The organism is Bacillus sp. NP247, from assembly GCF_018966865.1.
Lineage (GTDB): Bacteria > Bacillota > Bacilli > Bacillales > Bacillaceae_G > Bacillus_A.
The window spans coordinates 4,909,724-4,930,359 of record NZ_CP076653.1 but is presented as its reverse complement, the minus strand read 5'-3'; the positions used below and the strand labels follow the sequence as shown (position 1 = coordinate 4,930,359).

Sequence of the window (20,636 nt, the reverse complement as noted above, 5' to 3'; positions counted from 1 at the left end):
TTCATTATAATGGCGTATTTTCTAATCAATTATTATTTTCTATCCTTTATTTCCTCTTCAATACTTGCCGCAAATATATCTAGCGAAACAACTTCTGACTTCTCTTCACCATATTTTCGTATATTTACAGCTTCGCTTTCCATTTCCTTATCCCCAATAACAAGAACATAAGGAACTTTTTGCATTTGTGCTTCCCTTATTTTATATCCTAATTTTTCATCTCGTATATCTCGTTCAACACGAATTCCAGCTTGTGCTAGTTTGTCTGCAACCTCATTTGCATATTGTACATGTACTGCATTTGAAACTGGGAGTACTTTCACTTGAACTGGTGCCACCCATGTAGGGAACGCGCCACCAAAGTGCTCAATTAATATGGCTAAGAAACGATCTAAAGATCCTAAAACTGCTCGGTGGATGACAACTGGTCTTCTTTTTTCATTATTTTCACCTATATAATTTAAATCGAATTTCTCTGGCATTTGGAAATCGAGCTGGACTGTTCCGCACTGATGACTTCTATTTAAAGCATCTTTAATATGAAAATCAATTTTCGGTCCGTAAAATGCACCGTCACCTTCATTTAATCTATATTTATAATTTAATGATTGTAATACATTTTCTAATGCCGATTCTGCTTGCTCCCATAATTTATCGTCACCCATTGAATCTTCTGGGCGAGTAGAAAGTTCTACTTCATACTCAAATCCAAAAGTTTTATACACATAATCAATTTGCGCCAACACTGATTTAATTTCATCTTCAATTTGTTCTGGTGTTACAAATAAATGAGCATCATCTTGGCAGAAAGTACGAACTCTTAATAATCCGTTTAAAGCGCCACTAAATTCATGTCGATGCACTTGACCGAACTCACACATGCGAATCGGTAATTCGCGATAAGAATGCAATTTATTTTTAAACATAAGCATATGTCCTGGGCAGTTCATCGGTTTTAATGCAAAACTTTTATGATCTACTTCTGAGAAATACATATTATCTTTATAATGTCCCCAGTGTCCTGACTTCTCCCATAATTCTTGATTCATCATAAATGGAGTAAGCACTTCTTGATAATTGTACTCATTTTGAATTTCTCTTAAAAATGCTTCTAATTCATTGCGAATAATCTGCCCTTTCGGCAAGTAAAACGGCATTCCCGGAGCCTCTTCTGAAAACATAAACAATTCAAGTTCACTACCTAACTTACGATGATTTCTCTTTGCAGCCTCTTCAACAAAATGCAAGTGCTTTTCCAATTCTTTTTGAGAAGAAAATGCAACACCATATATACGCTGAAGCACTTGATTGTTACTATCACCTCGCCAATATGCACCAGAAACATGAGTTAATTGGAAGGCTTTCAAATAGCCTGTTGACGGTACATGTGGTCCTCTACATAAATCTACAAACTCACCTTGTTTATATAGTGTTACACTTTCCCCATTAGGGATTGCTTCTAAAAGTTCTAATTTCAGATGATCGTTCATTTCTTTAAACAGTTTGTTTGCCTCTTCTCGTGAGACCTCAACTCGTTCTATTTTTACATTTTCATTTATAATCTTTTTCATTTCTTTTTCGATTTTCGGTAAATCTTCTACGTTTACACTACTCGGAAGATCCATATCATAATAAAATCCATTTTCAATGATTGGTCCTACTCCAAGATTTATATCACCATACAATCTTTTTACAGCTTGCGCTAAAATATGTGCCGCGGAGTGTCTTGTAATTTCTACACCTTCATTTGAATCTATAGTAATGATTTCTACTTCCGCATTTTCTTCAATATTTCGGCGTAAATCATATAACTGATCATTTACTTTCCCCGCGACTGCTTTCTTTTTCAAACTACTACTAATTGATCCAGCAATTTCTTCTAAAGTAATGCCTTTCACAAATTCTTTAACGCTACCGTCTGGAAATTTAATTTCAATCATCTGTTCTTTCATTTTTCATCTCTCCATTTCATAATAAAAAGCACACTCCTCCCTAAAATAGGGACGAGTGTGCTTTTACCCGTGGTTCCACCCAGATTCCCATTGTAAACATACAATGGCTTCTTTTACGGTAACGTCGTTTACACGGCACTAGATACTTAATTTCCCCAGTGCAGCTCTAAGGTGGTAAGTTATTTTTCTGCGTTAGGAAGTTCTCAGCTTTCCTCCCTTCTCTGTATAACCGGGTAAAATAACTCGTGTCCTTTTCTTCGCTTATTATGAAATTGAATGCAAAAAAGCATATTCATCCCTAAAATAGGGACGAATATGCTTATATTCGTGGTTCCACCCAGATTCCCATCACAAAAAACATAATGGCTTCTTTTGCGATAACGTCGCTTACACGGCACTAGATACTGAATTTCCCTAGTGCAGCTCTAAGGTGGTAAGTTATTTTTCTGCGTTAGGAAGTTCTCAGCTTTCCTTCCTTCTCTGTATAACCGGGTAAAATAACTCGTGTCCTTTTCTTTGCTTTTAAAAGTACATCCATTAATTGTTATTTACTATATCTTATTCATTTTATTTTTGCAAGTGTTTAAAAAATATTTTTTATTTAATAAAAAAAGAAACCAAAAATAAATTTTTGGTTTCCCCTTCTCAATTTTACCAATCTTGTGGTTCGTAATTTAAGTCTGAAAATAGTCGTTTTTTCTCTTTTTTCGATAAATCTCTCCACTGTCCGACTGGTAAATTATTCAACTCAATATTCATAATTCTAGTACGTTTTAACGTGTATACTTGATACCCTAAAGCTTCACACATACGGCGAATTTGACGATTTAGCCCCTGTGTTAAAATAATTTTAAACTCATATTTTGATAACTGTGTAATCTCACAAGGAAGAGTTTTTGTATCTAAAATTTTAACACCCGCTGCCATTTTCTCTAAAAATTCCGGTGTAATCGGCTTATCTACTGAAACGATATATTCTTTCTCATGCTTGTTTTCAGCACGTAAAATCTCATTAACAATATCGCCATCATTCGTTAACAAAATTAAACCGTCTGAGTCTTTATCTAGACGTCCAATGTGACTAATTCGTAATGGATGATTCACTAAATCGATAATATTACCTTTTACAGCTTTTTCACTCGTACATGTAATACCTACTGGTTTATTTAAAGCGATATATACGTGATCTCGAGCGATACGAAGTTGCTCTCCATTTACTCGTACGTCATCACCTGGATTTACTTGGTCACCAATTTTTGCAACCTTACCGTTAATAATTACTTTTCTCTCGTTAATTAACTTATCTGCTCCACGTCGAGACGCTTTTCCAGCTTCACTAATAAATTTATTTATACGCAAGTTAGGCACATCCTTTTCATAAAAAATTTCAAGCTCACACTGCTTCTACCGTACAATACAAAAGGGTAAGCCTCCTATTTTAACTTAAATATATTAACATGAAAGGGTATATGGCGTCTTCTATTAATTTCTTGTTTATAAGAAAATATCTTTATTATACATTCATTTATGCACTTTTTACAGAATTAATATACAAGCCATTCTTCCTTACATACAGCTTGTTTCCCTTTTATCTCTTCTATATCTTCATGAATATTAGCTAGTTTATACAATAAAGGAAAACTCTCTTCCACATAATTTTGATGCACCATTTCATCTTCCCAATAAGTTAATACTATGTAACGATTTTCATTTTTTAAAGACTTCGCAACTACTCCACCTAACATCCCTTTTACATTCTCCATTCCTTTATTCCAAATTGTTTCTTGCTTATGTAAAAAATGATTTTCTTTTTCTCCCTTTACATCACATATGGCAACTCTTACGAATGATCCTTCTGTAACAACGTTTTTCAAAGGCTTATCATTTATATCATACAACGTTTGAAATAATTCAATTTCACATGAAAGAAACGTATCCTCTTGATTACTATTTAAATAAATTGTATCGTGAGCCCCATTCATAAACGATTGATATGCATTTCTATCTTCCCATAAAGTATATACACATGCCTCATCTTCATTCCATCCACCAAATTGCCCATGAAAACCATCTAGATGCTGTATATCACGCCATTTTTCTTGTGCTTTTGAAAACAATTCCTTTTTCTCTTCTTCCACCCTACAGTAGATTGTTTTTAGTAACATTTCTAATTCCCCCTTATCTTACATTTCATTTCCCAGTTGCAATACTTTCTACCTTTCCACCTACACGAACATTAAGATCATTCATTTCTTCATATGTTTCAAAAGTAAATACCATATAAAAATTCAAATCTCTTGCCTCTCTCTTATTCCACCCTTTTGTTTACATAATATAATTACATTTCACTAATTGTCTTTAGTATTCAAAAAATCCTCCGCTCTTTCTATCAGCCATTCACCAAACGTGTCTAAAAATAATAAAATTTCATTTATATCATTTATCGGCTCAATTACATATTGTAATGCCTTTCTCATATTTTTTTCTTGTTCAGGAAAATGCTCACTAAATAACTCATATGCAGGATATAAGTCTCTGGAATAAAGCCCTTCTCTATCAATTGTCAACGCTAGACCTGACCTAATTATTATCTTCATAATCCAACGGCAGCAATCCGCAATATCATCCACGCCTTTATTATGAATTAATTCTTCGCGTGCTTGTCCAATTTGCTTCCGCAATTGAATAAGGTGTTCATAGGCTAACTCCTGACTTACTTTATATTTAGGTAAAGACAATGTTATATCTTCACCCAATATACATACACCATGTGTCTGTATCATAAAGCTTATAAAAGAAAAACTATTGGAATTTATCACTTCTTCTTCACTGTAAAAACTTAACTCCACTCCTGATATACAATTAAACTTTTGTAGACTTTGAACTTCTAGCTTCTTTCGCCAACTTAAGTCTATTAATTTAGGATCCTTTCGCACTAATATAAGTACATCTATATCTGCAATCCCTTCAATTCCAATCCCTTTTGGAATTGAACCCCTTATATAAACACTGTGCAAAGCATCCTGTAACATTTTACAACAAGTATTTTTTATTTCTTGTATTACCTCCATAAATATAGGTTGAATTTTATCCATATGTGCATCATTTATAATATAGCCTTCATCATCTGTTGGACAAAAACGTCCTATTTTTTTTATACTTGGCAAATTATCAGCTCATTTCCATACTAAATATTATTTTATCCTATACGCATAATAATTATAATTTAAATGATTCAGAATTAAAAATTAAAAGAGATAGAAAGTAAACAATCCTACAATATCATTTACTTCCTATCTCTTTTATTATCAATTATTTTTCAAATATATAATACGTAATCTCTCCCGGATAATGTAATACAGTTACTTTCCGATCCCCTTTTTTAAAACTAACAGTATGCCCGTTTTCCCCTAAGTTCTCCCATCCACTTGCCTTCGTAATAGGCATTACACTTATATATTTATTATTCTCTTCGTTATCATCGTTAATATGTATTGCTGACATTGGTATTGGAAAATCTTCGATTTCTGATTCTTTGTTCATATATATGAGTGCAAGTAAACCAACTAATAACATAGCCGTTGCAATACTTGAAGCTCGTTTTTTTCTTTTCGTCCCCACTAAAACTCCCCTTTTCTTACATAATATCTTCATTATTTTACTAGTTTTAATTATTCACGTATAGAATAAACGTACTTCAAATCACTTCTGCACTATACTCTTTGCCTTCAATAACATTATTGTTTTATATTATAATTATAAATTTTTAAATTTTGGAGGCGCTACATTTTGAAGAAACTACTTTTTACTAAATGGACAGTTGTTATTTCTATTTTCATCATTTTCGGTACGATTTTCTACGTAACTAATGGTAAAAATAAAAATGAGAAAGCAACTGTAGAAACAGTGGATACAAAAACTTTCAAAACTAAATTACAACCTAAAATTAAGGAATTGACTACTAATTATAATGACATTATCGAAAAAGATTGGTTGCCTGCCTGGGAAGAGATTAACACGAACGGAGATTCAGTGGATAGAAATAAACTATTAGTTACAATGAGTGCTGTTTCCAAGCAGTATGAAACAATTATGAACGAAATAGACACGATAAAAATTGAAGAAAACATAACAGATATACATATACAAAAACAACTAATCCAATTCACAACTCAGTTTAAATCCGCATCAAATTACATGAAAAATGCAGCAGATTTAATTATTGATAAATACAATAATTCTACTCCATCCAATGAAATAATTGAAAATACAAAACAGGCTTTAGGGCTTGCCGATCAACATATTTTCATCGCTTTATCTACTTTAAATGAGGTTGAAGATAAATTAGGACTTGCAAAAAAATAAACTGTTTACTATTTTAAAATAAAAAAATGATTGCAATTCACAGTTTGTCTGTCTATAATATTTTTATTGATTTATAATCAATGTATTTAAGTTATTAATTTTATAATTCGGATGAACCATTCAGGAGAAGATCTATTGATCTACCGACGGGGCAAAAAGTTACTGAACTAACTTTGAAACTCTCAGGTCTTGGTTACAAGTAGAACTGCATGGGGACGAATCTCTGGAGAGACTCCCTCTCGCTTTTATATAGCGCGGAGGAAAACGAGCGCCGAAGGAGCAAATCCGCTATTTTAGCGGATAATCTCTCAGGTAAAAAGGACAGAGACAAGCGAAAGAAAATGCCGATTTGTATCGGTTTATTTTTCTATTCCTTGTTTCTCCAGAGACCATTTCATTTACTTGAAGTGGTTTTTATTTTTTCTAAAAAAGGAGAATAAAGATGGAGACAGTAGGTAAAGCATTAGAACAAATTAATCATTATGTGTGGGGATTACCAACTTTGTTGCTACTCGTTGGTACTGGTATCATTCTCACAGTGCGTTTAAAAGGTTTACAGTTTAGTAAACTATTATACGCTCACAAACTAGCATTTAAAAAATCAGAAGATACCTCTTCTTCTGGAGATATTAGTCACTTCCAAGCACTCATGACAGCTATGGCGGCAACTATTGGGATGGGAAATATAGCCGGTGTTGCAACCGCTGTTACAATTGGTGGTCCTGGTGCAATTTTTTGGATGTGGATTACCGCTTTATTCGGAATGGCAACAAAGTATGCCGAAGCAATCCTTGCGGTGAAATACCGTGTTAGTAATGAAAATGGTGAATACTCAGGTGGACCAATGTATTATTTAGAACGTGGTTTAGGCAAAAAATGGCTGGCTGTTTTATTCGCTATATTCGGCACAGCTGCTTCTTTCGGTATCGGTAATATGGTTCAATCTAATTCAGTTGCAGAGGCAATGCGAATCAACTTTTCTTTCCCCCCTGCATTAACTGGTATACTCATGTCATTCTTAATCGCTATCGTTATTTTGGGCGGTGTAAAAAAGATTGGTAGAGTTACTGGATATATCGTTCCTATTAAAGCTTTCTTTTATATAATTGCTGGCCTTATTATTATTTTCTATCACTACGATCAAATTCCAGAGGCATTTTCACTTATTTTTTCTGGTGCATTTAATGGTACTGCAGCTGCTGGTGGTTTTATTGGTGCAACAGTTGCATCTGCTATTCAAATCGGAATGGCTCGCGGTGTATTTGCGAACGAAGCTGGTTTAGGAAGTGCACCAATTGCGGCTGCGGCTGCAAAAACAGATTCACCTGCAAAACAAGCTTTAGTTTCTATGACTGGTACTTTTCTTGATACATTTATCGTATGTACAATTACAGGACTTGTATTAATTACAACAGGAGCATGGAAGTCAGGTAAAACTGGTGTTGAAGCCACAACACTTGCATTCCAATCTGTTTTCGGCACCGCTGGTAGTATGATCCTTGGTATTGCCATTATTTTATTCGCCTACTCTACTATTTTAGGCTGGTCGTATTACGGTGAGAAATGCGTTGCTTATTTATTTGGAGAAGGTGCTGTTCGATATTATAAAGCAATCTTTATCGTGATGATTGCAATTGGCGCCAATTTAAAACTAGGCATCGTATGGACATTTGCTGATATTGCAAATGGACTTATGGCGATTCCAAACTTAATTGGTCTAATTGGATTAAGTGGTGTAGTTGTCGCTGAAACAAATCGGTTTTTACAAGCAGAGAAATTAAAGGAATTAAATAAAAAACGTGTAAGTTAATTTATTTCTAAAAGGAATGACTCATAAAGTGAGATCATTCCTTTCTCTTGTTATGTCCTCTCTATTGTTATTGTAGAAAATATATCATTTGCTTCTGAACTTCCGATTCTCTATCAGCCTTTGCAATCCCTTTTCCTTCAATTTCATGTTTATTTATAGTTTTATATTTTACATACGTATGAAATTCTGTTTTAAATGGAAATGGTGTAATTCGAATTGTTTCTTCATCCACCCATTCAGCTTGAATAGGTTTATCCTCTTTACTATTAAACATTTCTGTTCCTTCAAAACCATCTTTAAATAAATCAATTTCATCTTTCTTTTTTACACCAGGTTTATTCATACATACATATAATGAAAGCTCATCACAAAACTTTAATAGCCTATAATGTTTATCAAACATAGCATACTTCTCTTTTGTTAACGTTTTCAAAATTCTTTTTTGTCGATCCAATTCCCCTGTATAAAATGACATCATCTCTTCGTCTTCCTCATTTAATGGAAACGATAAAAAATGTTTACTACAAAGTAACGCCCCGTATGGATTAGAGTTTTCAATTTCATTCAAACCAATCGTATAAAAAACAAAGCGTAATGAGCTTGGACAATCCATAAATGTATATGGGATATTTTTAGCATCATTCAAAATTGGTACTTTATCAAGCTCTATCCACCCTCTATCATGTTCATATATAGCATCAATTGTTTCCATCAAATATTCCTGATTTATAAAAAAATCTTCCTTTATATTACTAGCAATCTCACCAGCTAAAAAACCATGATCATGTTGACGAATTAATATACTTTCTTTCTCATTCTTTTCACGAAAAATCATCCGTATACTCCCCCTCATCTTCATATTATAGCTTGTCGTATGCATCAATTCTTAATAAATCCCTTTTAATTTGCAGGGATTCAGTTTCTTTCAACGAAATTAACATAAATATACAGCATTCTTTCTAATCACAAAGTTAGCTTTATCTTTACTAACCATTATACTAAAACATTCATTCTAAAAAATTTTTTATGAGGTGAAAACATGAACAAAACAGAATTAATTAAAAATGTGGCACAATCAGCTGATATTTCTCAAAAGGAAGCTTCTGCAGCTGTACAATCCGTATTTGACACAATTGCTACTGCATTACAATCTGGCGATAAAGTTCAATTAATCGGTTTTGGAACTTTTGAAGTGCGTGAAAGATCTGCTCGTACAGGGCGTAACCCACAAACTGGAGAAGAAATTCAGATTGCTGCTGGTAAAGTTCCAGCATTTAAAGCAGGAAAAGAATTAAAAGAAGCTGTTAAATAAACAAGAAACCAGCCATTTTATAGGCTGGTTTCTTGTTTATTTCTTATTTAAGCAGTTCCTTTATATTCTCTGCATGATAAACTTCACAAATATAAAATATACATTTGCAGTTACTTACAATTTGATATTTTCTAGTCGGATAAACATTCGCTGCTACCGAGCACCCATCAAACAACTCGATAATATTTCCAGAAGGCTGATACCCTTCGTATAATACGTTTCTTCTTACTTCCATCTTTTCTATAAGCTTTTCAACTGGAATATTTCCATCCTCTAATTCTTGCTTTATAGTATCCGGTAAAAACGATGTGTCCGCAAAAATTAGATTTTCAGATAACACCTTACCTTTATAACTAACATGAGATACGCGGTAAAGAAATGTTCCGTTTTTATCAAAGAAATTCTTTGCTTCTTTCGGAATGTACTGTCTATCAAGTACCTCTTGTTCGAGAACATCAAACTGAACTGGATCATTCAAAAGCTTTTCTAAAGCATGAATGGATGATGTATCTCCAGAAAATAAAATATTTTTAATTGCTTGTACATTATAAGTTAATTCGTTTTTTCTATTTTCCGCCACTAACATGAGGAACACCTCTTCTATAAAATATTTTATTAAACTTATTTATTCTTTAAAAGCGATACCGCGTCTAACTGCGTAATTTCAGTTACTTCTTTACTAAATATTGCAATGGAAGCTATATAATCTAAACTAGGTCTTATATCTTCCATCATTGTATTTTCTGCTAACTCTTGTCTATCTTTAAAAATCAACAATTTTGGAGGCTCATTTGGAGCTGATACTGTAATTTCTACTGGTGGAATCAATAGTCCTTCACCTGTCGCTTTCAGCACCGCTTCTTTTCGAGTCCAATATGTTAAAAATCCTTCTAGTCGCTGCTCATCAGGTAATTTCATAACTTGTGCTATTTCAATGTCTGTTAATACACCCTCTGCCATTTTCATAGCATCTACATTGGGATTCATTTGTTCAACATCAACACCCACAGGTGCAGATGTTGTAAATGCAACGACAACCCACTCACCCGAATGTGACACTGATATTTGCGGCATACCTTCTGGTAATTGTGGTCTGCCATGTTGTAATTTACATACCGGGCACATTCGATCAATCGGCACTTGAACTGGTGACATAGAAAGTATCTTTCCAAGTACTAATCTACTAATTACGCAACCTATTATAAAACGTGCACGATCTGCCGAATGATGATATGAATTTGCTTTCTCTCGCTCTACACCATTTAGTAAATTGTAATGCCATGATTGTAAATCTGAAATTCTCGCCCACCATATTTGACAACTATTCTCATTAAGAGTTGGTACAGAATCTACAACTTTACTCTCCATCATGTAAACTCTCTCCTTTTAAATGCCAATATCACTTAATTTCAAAAGAGTATTAGCATGCTACAACTTATTTATTTACAACTTCTTTCTCTTTTTGTAATACAGATAACGGCTTTTTATTCTTCTTTGACATTATCTCTTTATCAGAAATACGTAAAGAAAATAGTAATGCTAGAAGTAAAAATATTGCCGATCCAATTAATGCTGCTTGATATGGTAAGAAATCTGATTGTGCATTATTCTGTACGTTATTACTTCCAAAAGCAGATAGTATACTAGCTAAAACAGCAACTCCTATTGCAGATCCTAATCGGTTTTGCACATTGAATATAGTAGTTGCTCTCCCCATAGAAGGTGGTGCAATATTGTTAAAAGCAGAAAATTGAACTGCACCGACAGATTGACCTAAGAAAATACCTATACCAAACAACAGTGCCCGTATTTGCCATGGATTCGTATCGTGATTTACAAAACTTAATAAAACAAATATAACCGCGGTACTTATTAATCCAATAGAGATTATCTTTCGAGCTCCTAATTTCTTATATGACCATGGCACAATCTGTGAAGAAATCATTAATCCAATCGCCTCCGGGAATGTAGTAAGACCCGATTCCAGCGCGGAAACTCCTATTACATTTTGATACATAAGCGGAAAAATAAATAACATTCCTAGTAAACCAGCTGATGAAAACAACGAAATTAGACTCATTTTTCTAAAAACGGGTTCTTTTAATAAGCGTAAATCTAACATCGGTTGCTTTACTTTCAGTTCTACAATTATAAACAATGTAATGAATACAATCCCAGCTATCCCAGTACTTATTATTTCTGGAGAAATCCAACCTTTTGACGGACCTTGACTAAGTGCATAGATGAGCATCGCAAAACCTGGTGCTGAAAGAACAAAACCGATAGAATCAAAACGACCAGCTGATTTTTCAATATGCTCTGCTAAAAATAGAAGTCCAAATAGCAACGCAATGATACCAAACGGTAGATTAATATAAAATGCCCAGCGCCAAGACATTTGATCTACAAAGAAACCACCAATAATTGGCCCGATCGCTGGTGCAACAGCAATTGGAAGTACAATAAATCGAGAAATTTTTGGTCTTTCCTCTGGTGAAAATGTTCGGAATAACATCGCCATCCCGACTGGTGTTAAAAGCCCGCCACCAGCACCTTGAATGATACGAAAAATGTTTAATGAAGTAATATCATTCGCAATTCCACATAATGCAGATGCAATTGTAAAAACGAAAAGGGCAGTTAAAAATACTCTTTTCGTACCAAAACGATCGCCTAACCAACCAGAAATCGGAAGAAAAACAGCTAAGCTAACTAAATACCCAACATTTACTGTCCCCATTGCAGATGGGGGTACTTGCAGTTCTTTGCTTATCGTTTGCAGTGCTACATTCACAATCGTTGCATCCATCGCAGCCATAAACATCGCTGTTATATAAACGATGCTTACAACTACTTTTGGATTTATTTTTACTTTCATTATTGTTTTCCTACTAATATTTTTTCGCTAATTTGATTTTTTTTTGGCTCTAAATCATTCCAGTTAACTTCAACGTAGTCTAAGCAAACTTGTCTGCTAGCTTCTTCATGTACGACATTCCATCCAATTGGTACATCGAGAAAGGCAGGCCAGAGAGAATACTGGCCCTCCTCATTCATTAATACTTTATATGTGTAATTATCATTTTCAAATGGATTCGTCATACTCTACTTACCCCTTTCTTATTCTGTAAATATTTCGCTAACACTTGTCCAATTTCTGTAAGCGGCCCTGGCTGACATAAATCCTTATGTCTACAATCAATATCATGTTGCACGATATCTCCATCTAAATAATTTAGCCATGTATTTGGCGAAATAGGATCAAACCAGTCTGGTATAACAGTTGACCTAAAGAATAAAATATCCCCATTATAAACTTTCGGTACGTATTTCCCTAACAACCCTACCGAATTTACATATGTTTCTTTCAAGTTCAAAATAGTCTCTTCTTCAAGACTTGCTAATGCACTTCCATCTTTGCGAAGGATTGCAACCGCACTTTCCATAGTAAGTGGTTTACCATCCATGTTATCTGGATCATATCCACCTAAAGCAAGTAATGCGATTAACGCTTCTTCTTCAGTAGGTGCTTCCGTATTCGGTAAGAAGTGACCAGGATAAGAATCAAGCATAACGAGTAATTCTACTTCTTCCCCTTCATTTTGTAGTTGCGCCGCCATTGCATGAACAACATTTCCTCCAAGCGACCAACCGAGTAAACGATACGGTCCGTGAGGCTGTACTTCACGAACGTGTTTCAAATAATCCGCCGCCATCTCCTCTAAGCTTTTTGGAAGTTCTTCATTTTCAGCGATACCACGTGCTTGTACACCATAGATTGGATAATCTGTCCCTAAAGATTTCATTAGTCCTGCATAGCACCAACTTAATCCCCCTGCTGGATGTACACAAAATAGTGGTAATTGATCTCCGCTTGCTCTTAATGGAAGCAACACATCAAGTGCACTTTGACCATTCCCCATTTCAAGTCTTTCAGCAAGCCCCACAACAGTAGGTGCTGCAAATAAAGTTCCGATATTCAGTTCAACGCCAAGCGCCTCTTTAATGCGACTCATAAGCTGCACTGCAAGAAGTGAATGACCACCAAGATCAAAGAATCCGTCATCAATTCCAATTTGAGACACACTTAAAACTTCTGTAAACAAGTCACATAACATTTCTTCTTGCGGTGTTCTTGGTCCGCGGCTAGAAGATGATGCAATAAATTCTGGAGCTGGCAATGCCTTTCTATCTAATTTACCGTTTGGAGTTAAAGGTAACTCATTTACTACCACAAAAGCGTACGGAACCATATAATCTGGCAAACTACCTCCAGCATGCTGACGCATTTCATTCGTATCAATCGTTTCATTATTTGATGCGACGATATAAGCAACTAATCGTTTATCCCCTGGTTGATCTTCCCGGACAATAACTGCTACTTGTTCAACTTTATCGTGCTTCATTATTACCGCTTCTATTTCCCCTAATTCAATCCGGAATCCACGAATTTTAATTTGATGATCTGCACGTCCTATATAATCTAACGTCCCATCTTGACGCCAACGCGCTAAGTCTCCTGTTCGATACACTCTTGTACCTGGCTTACCAAATGGATCTGCGATAAAGCGTTCAGCAGTTAATCCTGCTCTTCCTAAATATCCACGAGCTAGTCCAGCACCTGCAACATACATTTCTCCAACTACTCCTGGTGGCACTGGTTGTAAATAGTTATCTAATACATATACTTTAAGATCTGGTATACTGCACCCGATTAAACTATTTGCTCGTAAAGAAACGATACTCTCATCTAACTCAATATAACTAACATGTACCGTTGTCTCCGTTATACCGTACATATTAATAAGCTTCGGTGCGTTATGAGGATGACGACTATACCAATCTTCTAATCGACTTAGTTCAAGTGCTTCTCCGCCAAAAACAACATATCGTAAAGATAATTTTTGACCAACCTCTTCATTTTCACGATCTGCTTGCATCAATTGATAGAACGCTGATGGAGTTTGGTTTAAAACAGTAACCTTTTCACTAACAAGAAGCTGTAAAAATTCTTTCGGCGAGCGACTTACAGTATGTGGTACTACAATTAAACGCCCTCCATATAATAAAGGTCCCCAAATTTCCCAAACCGAGAAATCAAAAGCGTATGAATGGAACATCGTCCACACATCGTCTGCGTCAAATTGGAACCAATGATCAGTTGCTCCTAACAGTCTTACTACATTTTGATGAGGTATCATAACCCCTTTCGGTCTACCTGTTGAGCCTGACGTATAAATAACGTAAGCAATATGTGAAGGAGATAACGGCTTCATGCGCTCCATTTCATCAATATTGTCTTCACTATATTTCTCAATTTCTTCTATTACGTTCACATCATCAACTAAAATCTTTAGTGCCTCATCACATTCAATTTCTACACTTGAATTTGTTAAAACACATGATGGTTTCGCATCGTGTAGCATAAATGAAATACGATCTGACGGATAATCCGGATCTAACGGAAGGTATCCGGCACCAGCTTTAAGAACAGCAAGTAAGCTTACAACCATATTTAAAGATCTCGGCATCGCTAAAGCAACGAGTTGATCAGGACCGATTCCTTTCGCTATTAACAAACGAGCTATTTTATTCGCTTTTCTATTTAACTCTTCATAAGTTAGCTTTTCATCTTCAAAGACGACAGCAATAGAATTTTGATTTACATGAGCCTGCTTTTCAAATAATTGTGGCAATGTCATTTCAGGTACAATTTGAAAACCACCATTCCACTTTTCTAAAACTGTATTTCGCTCTGCTAAAGTTAATATTTCTAATCTACCAATTGATTGATCCGGATGTTTCTCTGCATCATCTAATAATAGAATGAATCGTTCTATTATTTTTTGAACCGTTTCACGTTTATATAAATCGGTACTAAACTCTAACAATCCGTGTAAGCCGTTTGGAGTACCATCAACCCCGTTACTCTCGCTAATTTCAAATGTTAAATCAAATTTTGCAGAACCAACACTTTGAATTTCAAGGCTCGCTTCTAAATCCGGTACATTAAACGTTGCTTCTGGCGTATTTTGGAAAGCTAACATAACTTGAAACAGCGGATGACTATTTCGAGTTCGTACTGGGTTTAACACTTCAACAAGTCGTTCAAATGGAACATCTTGATTTTCATAAGCTGCAAGGTTTACCTGCTTCACTCTATCCAATAATTCTTTAAAGCTTGGATCTCCTGATGTATTTGTACGTAACACTAATGTATTTACAAATAAACCGACTATATCCGAGAGTACATCGTCGTTTCTTCCAGCAATCGGGCTACCTAATGGTATATCAGTTCCAGCACCTAATCTTGTAAATAGTGCACTAAGTCCCGCTTGCAACACCATAAACAAACTAACTCCATTTTTACGACCAAGCTCTACTAACCTACTATGCATACCTTTATCTATATGAAAATGAATTATTTCTCCGCGATAACTTGTTTCAATTGGACGCTGATAATCTGTAGGCAACTCCATTTGATCTGGTAAACCTTTTAGCTCTTCTTTCCAAAAATCTAATTGTGTTGAAATAAGGCTCTCTGGTGTAGATTCATCACCTAGTAGTTGCTGTTGCCAAAGTGAATAATCTGCGTATTGAACTGGAAGGGCTTCTAATTGAACACTATCACCTTGACATCGTGCTTTATAAGCTACTGTAAAGTCTTTCGTTAACGGTTGTAATGACCAGCCATCTCCTACAATATGATGTAAAAGAATTAGTAATACATGCTCATTTTCACTCACTTTAAAAAGTTGTAAACGAACTGCTGGCTCAACATCAAGGTTAAAGCTATATTTTACCGCCTCTGAAAGTACACTTTCTAATTCATCTTTACATGTTTTTGTTATAATCATTTCTAGATTTAAGTCTTCCATATTTAAAATTTTCTGATATGAACTACCTAATACACTAGGGAAAATTGTTCTAAGTGTTTCATGTTTCTTCACTACATCATAAAAGGAACCTTGCAGTGCTTCCTCATTCAATTTTCCAGACATACGAATGACTAACGGAATATTATAAGTAGGACTTGGACCTTCTAAACAATTTAAGAACCATAACCTGCGCTGTGCAAATGAAAGTGGAACTTCATTTTGCCTACTTACTTTCTTAATAGCTGGTCTTGCGCTTTTTGCACGATCTAATTGTTTCGCTAATTCAGCAACAGTTGGTGATTCAAATAGCTTTCCGATCCCTAATTCTACACTTAACGTTTCACGAATTCTTGCCATTAAACGAGATGCAAGAAGCGAATGGCCACCCATTTCAAAGAAATTATCATCTATACTAATTCGCGAAACACCAAGTACTTCTGCAAATAAATCACATAGTATTTCTTCTTTCGGATTTCTAGCAACTCTCTCATTGTTCATTCCATTAAAATCAGGAGCAGGTAATTTCTTTCTATCAACCTTACCATTTGGTGTTAATGGTAATTCTTCTAGTGCAACAAATGCCGATGGTACCATATAATTCGCTAAACTTTCTGAAACATAAGAACGAATCTCTGAAAGATTAATTGGTTCCTTCTCTTCGGTAACGATATACGCAATGATTCGTTTATCATTTGGGCGATCTTCTCGTACCATTACTACCGCTTGTTGAATATTTTCATGTCGTTGTAATACCGTTTCAATTTCAGCTAATTCAATTCGGAAACCGCGAATTTTAATTTGATGATCTGCACGACTAATGTACTCTAGCGCGCCATCGGTACGCCATTTCACAAGATCACCTGTGCGGTACATACGCTTCCCTGGTTTTCCATAAGGGTTTGCAACAAACCGTTCAGCTGTTAACTCAGGTTTTCCTAAATATCCGTTCGCTAGCCCTTCCCCTGCAATATATAATTCACCGATAACTTCAGGTGGAACAGGTTGTAACCCTGCATCCAAAACATACACTTCTGTATTCCAAATTGGTCTTCCAATAGGAGGTATACCATTTTCACTGTCATCAATGTTCATGAAAGTAGACCAAATAGTCGTTTCAGTTGGTCCATATAAGTTAGTTATAGAGCAACCTAATTCTTTTAATTTATTTGCTAAATGTGCCGGAAGAGCTTCACCGCCAACGAGTACGTTTAGCCCTTGTAGCCTCTCTGGATATTCATTTACTAACGCTTGCCACAACGTCGGTGTAGCTTGCATAATTGTCGCTCTTTCTTCTTGTAACAATGTGGTTAACGCAGAAGGCTCTTGGATTACCTCTTTTTGTGCAATTGTTAAACTTGCACCACTAATAAGAGGTAAATAAATTTCTAGAGCAGAAATATCAAACGCAAACGTTGTAACTGCTAATAAATGATCGTTTTCATTTAATGAAAACATATCTTTCATAGCTAATAAGAAGTTACTTAAACCTTTCATAGTAACAATTACACCTTTTGGATTTCCGGTTGATCCTGAAGTATAAATTGTATACGCTGGGTTTAAAAGTGATTCATCATTTTTAAATGGTATATTCATATGAGAATATGTTTTTAACGCTATTTTCGTTTCTTCGCTATCTAATATGATTTTTTTAATATCATTTTCTATAACTAAAGTAGATGAAACAGATGAATGTGTTATGATACAAACTGGATTTGCATCATTTACTATATAATGAATTCGCTCGGCTGGATATTCTGGATCTATCGGTAAATACGCTGCACCAGCCTTTAGAACTGCTAGCATACTAACTACCATTTCTATTGATCTTGGAAATACTAAGGCTACAAACTGATTTGCTTGTATTCCTTCTTCTACTAAATAGGTTGCTAATTCATTCGCTCGTTCATTTAGCTCTTTATACGTAAGTTTTTTCCCGTTACAAGTAACTGCTATTTTATTTGGATTTTTTTGTACTTGTTTTTCAAATAATATAGGTAGATTAATTAGCTCTTCAGCTTTCTTCGTTTCATTCCATTCCAATAAAACTTTATGATTTTCTTCAGGAAGAGTAATGTTTATTTTTCCAATTGGCTCGTCTTTATGATAATTATTTATCACTAATTCTAATAGATTCATAAATCTTTCTTTATGCAATGCTAGTTCCGTGTCGCTATAAACTTCCGGATTCGCATCAAAATGAATCATTAACTCATTTTCATCGAAGCGCTTATATACATTTATCGATAAATCATCAACAGGTCCTGCTGATAAATTATGTGTAATACCACGATTTCCAGCAAAGTTAAGCCCATAATCAAAAGGCATAACATTCACCAACGGTCCAAATAACCTTTGATTTTCACCTAGTAACTTTAAGTCTCTTCTTAATTCCTCATGACGGTATTTATGATGACGACGTACATCTCGAATTTCTTTAGAAACTTGCTGTATGAATTCCGCAAGAGTTATATTTGGAGCTATAGTGAGACGAAGTGGAACTAAATTCATTACCATGCTTGGTGTATGAATAGATACAGAACCAAGACGCCCCATCATTGGTAAACCTAAAACAATATCATTTGCACCTGTTAATTTATGCATGTAAATACTTGTTACGGCTACAATAAATTCGGGCCAACTCGTTAACGAAATGTTTATATCTTCTAGTAAAGTTTTCGTATTAGCATTTGATAAATAAGCGGTTTCTCGTAAAAATCCATTTGATGTTCTCGGCGCTCGTTCTGCCAAACTTACAACTTCCGGTTCATCTGCAAACTTCTCTAACCAAAAAGTACGATCTTCCTGAAATTGTTTAGATTCACGATACTCATTATCTTCTTGTACAATTTTTGCAAGAGAGCCAAATGGCTTTTCATTCTTATTTGTTTCTTCTATAAGTGATGTATACTCATTGGCTACCTTTTGGCTAAGAAGTGAAAACCCATAGCCATCCATCACAATGTGATGGATGCGCTGATACCAAAAGAAACGATTATTTTCAACTTGAATAAGTGCTTCAGTAAATAATTTATCTTCTTTTAAATCTATCGGTACAGATAAATCATTTTTCATCCGTACTTTAGCAGCTTCTTCAGGATTTTCTTCTTTACGAACGTCAATAAAATGCATATGAAACGTTGACGATTCCTCAATAACTTGCCATGGGCCAATTTCATCCTCTTCGAAACGAACATGAAGTGCCTCTGCTTCCGTTATAACTTTACGTACAGCTAACTCGAAAATTTCTTGATTAATCGTTCCATTTATTTCTACATATTCCCCAGTATTATAAATCGGATTAAGCGGATCTAATTGCTGCGCAAACCACATACCAGATTGTGCAGACGATAACGAATGACGAGTCTTTTGACAATTAGACATTCTTTACTACCCCTTTATTATGTAGTCTATTTGTTACAACACCTGTGCTGCTTGTGAAGATAGTAAACTGTACCAATCGGCAACAGTTGGACGTTCTGCTAAATCTGCAAAAGTGATTTCTTTCCCTTCGCGACGCCACTTCTCTACTAAACTCATAATTCTGACCGAATCAAGTCCTCTATTTAATAAATCTTCATCAACTTTAATACTCTCTACTGGCTCACGAAGTAGTTGTGCAACTAGTTCGTGCACTTCCTGTAAAGTGATCCCTTTACTCTCATCACCTTTTACACTTTGTAAATCTTTTAATAGTAAGTTTGTTGATGTCGTTACTGCACATCTATTAGATGCATACTGCAATGCTTGTTTATGATGCTCTAGTGAAAAATCAGCTACTCCATCTGCTACAAAAAATGGCTCTATACCATCCATAAATGCTTCACAAGCTGTTAAAAGGCAGCCAATATGCGCATAAATACCGCAAATAATAAGTTGATCTCGTCCTTGTTCATTTAAAATTTCTAATAGATTCGTCTTTTTAAATGCACTATATCTCCATTTTGTTAGGAATATATCATCCTCATCAGGAGTAAGTTCATCGACAATTTTCTTTTTATCCGGTCCAGCGGGAATACCATCACCCCAAAAGTCTTGTAATAACCCTCGTTGTTCTAACGTTTGTCCACCAGGCTGTGCTGTATATATAACAGGTACACCAAGTTCCTTACATTTTTCTCTTATCACCTTAATATTTGAAATTAGTTCTACTTTTGGCGATTCTTTATCGCTATATGCGTCAAGAAAATATTCTTGCATGTCATGGATTAAAAGAACTGCACGTTTCGGATCCGGCGTCCAATTCACTTTATTTTTTGGTAGTTCTGATTCAACTGGCATTTTATATACTGAAATAGATGGGATAGCCATCTAATCACTTC

The 20,636-nt window shown here is 35.0% G+C and carries 15 protein-coding genes, 1 riboswitch and 2 other annotated features; of the genes, 3 read left to right on the top strand and 12 right to left on the bottom strand.

From position 1 onward, the window contains the following. Positions 1 to 32: 32 nt before the first annotated feature. The 5 genes from thrS to KPL75_RS25575 form a co-directional block, all read right to left on the bottom strand. Positions 33 to 1,952, bottom strand: a complete 1,920-nt coding sequence (gene thrS / locus KPL75_RS25595) for a threonine--tRNA ligase (protein ID WP_219918348.1) — start codon at positions 1,950 to 1,952, stop codon at positions 33 to 35. 44 nt (positions 1,953 to 1,996) lie between these two features. Next, positions 1,997 to 2,219 (bottom strand) — a binding site (T-box leader). A gap of 35 nt (positions 2,220 to 2,254) precedes the next feature. Then, positions 2,255 to 2,478, bottom strand: a binding site (T-box leader). Between the two features lie 125 nt (positions 2,479 to 2,603). Beyond that, positions 2,604 to 3,311 carry a pseudouridine synthase gene (locus KPL75_RS25590; protein WP_219918347.1) on the bottom strand — a complete coding sequence of 236 codons (708 nt, stop codon included), beginning with the start codon at positions 3,309 to 3,311 and terminating at the stop codon, positions 2,604 to 2,606. 185 nt (positions 3,312 to 3,496) lie between these two features. Beyond that, the gene (locus KPL75_RS25585) at positions 3,497 to 4,117 is read right to left on the bottom strand and encodes a YdbC family protein (RefSeq protein ID WP_219918346.1); all 621 of its coding nucleotides are present in this window, start codon (positions 4,115 to 4,117) and stop codon (positions 3,497 to 3,499) included. Between the two features lie 183 nt (positions 4,118 to 4,300). Beyond that, positions 4,301 to 5,119, bottom strand: coding sequence for a nucleotidyltransferase (locus tag KPL75_RS25580; RefSeq protein WP_219918345.1), 819 nt, complete (start codon positions 5,117 to 5,119; stop codon positions 4,301 to 4,303). A gap of 145 nt (positions 5,120 to 5,264) precedes the next feature. After that, complete coding sequence (locus KPL75_RS25575) at positions 5,265 to 5,609, bottom strand: hypothetical protein (protein WP_219921163.1); 345 nt, start codon at positions 5,607 to 5,609, stop codon at positions 5,265 to 5,267. Positions 5,610 to 5,741: 132 nt separating this feature from the next. Here KPL75_RS25575 and KPL75_RS25570 point away from each other — a divergent pair, with 132 nt between their 5' ends. Then, on the top strand, positions 5,742 to 6,317 hold the full coding sequence (locus tag KPL75_RS25570; protein WP_219918344.1) for a hypothetical protein: 576 nt from the start codon (positions 5,742 to 5,744) through the stop codon (positions 6,315 to 6,317). Positions 6,318 to 6,530: 213 nt separating this feature from the next. Continuing rightward, a riboswitch (glycine riboswitch) is annotated at positions 6,531 to 6,652 on the top strand. A gap of 107 nt (positions 6,653 to 6,759) precedes the next feature. Beyond that, positions 6,760 to 8,127, top strand: coding sequence for an alanine/glycine:cation symporter family protein (locus tag KPL75_RS25565; RefSeq protein WP_219918343.1), 1,368 nt, complete (start codon positions 6,760 to 6,762; stop codon positions 8,125 to 8,127). A gap of 67 nt (positions 8,128 to 8,194) precedes the next feature. On the opposite strand, the gene KPL75_RS25560 is transcribed toward KPL75_RS25565, so the two are convergent. After that, on the bottom strand, positions 8,195 to 8,962 hold the full coding sequence (locus KPL75_RS25560) for a DUF3891 family protein (protein ID WP_219918342.1): 768 nt from the start codon (positions 8,960 to 8,962) through the stop codon (positions 8,195 to 8,197). 204 nt (positions 8,963 to 9,166) lie between these two features. On the opposite strand from KPL75_RS25560, the gene KPL75_RS25555 reads away from it, so the two are divergent. Then, complete coding sequence (locus KPL75_RS25555) at positions 9,167 to 9,439, top strand: HU family DNA-binding protein (protein WP_002157910.1); 273 nt, start codon at positions 9,167 to 9,169, stop codon at positions 9,437 to 9,439. A 43-nt stretch (positions 9,440 to 9,482) separates the two neighbouring features. Here KPL75_RS25555 and KPL75_RS25550 read toward each other — a convergent pair whose 3' ends face one another. From KPL75_RS25550 to KPL75_RS25525, 6 genes are all read right to left on the bottom strand, one after another. Further along, positions 9,483 to 10,025, bottom strand: coding sequence for a chorismate pyruvate-lyase family protein (locus KPL75_RS25550; protein WP_219918341.1), 543 nt, complete (start codon positions 10,023 to 10,025; stop codon positions 9,483 to 9,485). Positions 10,026 to 10,060: 35 nt separating this feature from the next. Beyond that, positions 10,061 to 10,810 (bottom strand): 4'-phosphopantetheinyl transferase Sfp, encoded by a 750-nt coding sequence (gene sfp, locus KPL75_RS25545; protein ID WP_219918340.1) that lies wholly within the window; start codon positions 10,808 to 10,810, stop codon positions 10,061 to 10,063. 64 nt (positions 10,811 to 10,874) lie between these two features. Next, positions 10,875 to 12,317: an MDR family MFS transporter gene (locus KPL75_RS25540; protein ID WP_219918339.1), complete on the bottom strand. Its 1,443-nt coding sequence runs from the start codon at positions 12,315 to 12,317 to the stop codon at positions 10,875 to 10,877. Next, positions 12,317 to 12,541: an MbtH family protein gene (locus KPL75_RS25535; protein WP_002136206.1), complete on the bottom strand. Its 225-nt coding sequence runs from the start codon at positions 12,539 to 12,541 to the stop codon at positions 12,317 to 12,319. The genes KPL75_RS25540 and KPL75_RS25535 overlap by 1 nt, the downstream gene beginning before the upstream one ends. Continuing rightward, positions 12,538 to 19,698 (bottom strand): amino acid adenylation domain-containing protein, encoded by a 7,161-nt coding sequence (locus KPL75_RS25530; RefSeq protein ID WP_219918338.1) that lies wholly within the window; start codon positions 19,696 to 19,698, stop codon positions 12,538 to 12,540. Before KPL75_RS25530 ends, KPL75_RS25535 begins: the two co-directional genes overlap by 4 nt. 33 nt (positions 19,699 to 19,731) lie before the next feature. After that, a complete protein-coding gene (locus KPL75_RS25525) occupies positions 19,732 to 20,625 on the bottom strand; it encodes an isochorismatase family protein (protein ID WP_219918337.1) in 894 nt (297 codons plus the stop codon). Positions 20,626 to 20,636 lie beyond the last annotated feature (11 nt).

Excerpts from the sequence above, each read along its gene's own strand:
- thrS (WP_219918348.1), bottom strand. The coding sequence starts at position 1,952 with ATGAAAGAACAGATGATTGAAATTAAATTTCCAGACGGTAGCGTTAAA.
- KPL75_RS25585 (WP_219918346.1), bottom strand. The coding sequence starts at position 4,117 with ATGTTACTAAAAACAATCTACTGTAGGGTGGAAGAAGAGAAAAAGGAA.
- KPL75_RS25565 (WP_219918343.1), top strand. The coding sequence starts at position 6,760 with ATGGAGACAGTAGGTAAAGCATTAGAACAAATTAATCATTATGTGTGG.
- KPL75_RS25560 (WP_219918342.1), bottom strand. The coding sequence starts at position 8,962 with ATGATTTTTCGTGAAAAGAATGAGAAAGAAAGTATATTAATTCGTCAA.
- KPL75_RS25555 (WP_002157910.1), top strand. The coding sequence starts at position 9,167 with ATGAACAAAACAGAATTAATTAAAAATGTGGCACAATCAGCTGATATT.
- KPL75_RS25550 (WP_219918341.1), bottom strand. The coding sequence starts at position 10,025 with ATGTTAGTGGCGGAAAATAGAAAAAACGAATTAACTTATAATGTACAA.
- sfp (WP_219918340.1), bottom strand. The coding sequence starts at position 10,810 with ATGATGGAGAGTAAAGTTGTAGATTCTGTACCAACTCTTAATGAGAAT.
- KPL75_RS25540 (WP_219918339.1), bottom strand. The coding sequence starts at position 12,317 with ATGAAAGTAAAAATAAATCCAAAAGTAGTTGTAAGCATCGTTTATATA.
- KPL75_RS25535 (WP_002136206.1), bottom strand. The coding sequence starts at position 12,541 with ATGACGAATCCATTTGAAAATGATAATTACACATATAAAGTATTAATG.
- KPL75_RS25530 (WP_219918338.1), bottom strand. The coding sequence starts at position 19,698 with ATGTCTAATTGTCAAAAGACTCGTCATTCGTTATCGTCTGCACAATCT.
- KPL75_RS25525 (WP_219918337.1), bottom strand. The coding sequence starts at position 20,625 with ATGGCTATCCCATCTATTTCAGTATATAAAATGCCAGTTGAATCAGAA.